Below are 639 nucleotides of genomic sequence, written 5' to 3'. Positions count from 1 at the left end.
AGCTGAAGTTGTACGGACAAAGTTAAACGAACTACAATCAACCTGAGATCCTATTTGATTGGCATCATAGGTAACACCGGGCAACGTAAAATCTTCACCTGCTGGAGGGGGAGGACCTCCTACTCCGGTATTCAATCCTAAGGCCTGACCTGTATAGTGGGCCCAGAAGGCATCGGGGTTATCATAGCAAACTTGTGTAGATATATAAGTGCCCTGACAACCATTGAAATATTGATATGGATTGTCAACTGTACCACCCCACATGCAATAGCCGTCCCATCCGCTAACCGTTACACATTCCGTAGTTTTTGCACTTTTTAGCTGTTTGATTGTCACTTCATTAAGCTGAGTGATATTAGTACCCATTGAGCAGGGAACTGTTACTCCAGATACTTTTTGGTTAAGTATTAGAAATGAAAAGTTTACTAACTGCTCAAGATACTTTTCTTTTGTAGCGTCACTGGATATAATTTCCCGCAGAAACGTCTTAATGTCAAGTAGATTGTACCGCCATTGCTTGTTTTCCCCTTGGATTGCATAAAGTATTTTACCTACAAAATCCGATCCTTCTTTTACTATAGGGACGAGTACTTTATTTTCTTTGACTCCTGGGATAGGAATTGAAAGCTTCCACAGAGG

1 protein-coding gene is annotated in these 639 nt (G+C 41.2%); it reads right to left on the bottom strand.

Features of this window, described 5'->3' with window-relative positions:
• A partial coding sequence (locus tag BWI97_RS27980; protein ID WP_158242905.1) for a hypothetical protein occupies positions 1 to 639 on the bottom strand: 639 nt, incomplete at both ends.

The organism is Siphonobacter sp. BAB-5405, assembly GCF_002872335.1.
Classification (GTDB): domain Bacteria; phylum Bacteroidota; class Bacteroidia; order Cytophagales; family Spirosomataceae; genus Siphonobacter.
The sequence above is the reverse complement of the archived record's forward strand: the minus strand, read 5'-3'. Positions and strand labels throughout refer to the sequence as shown.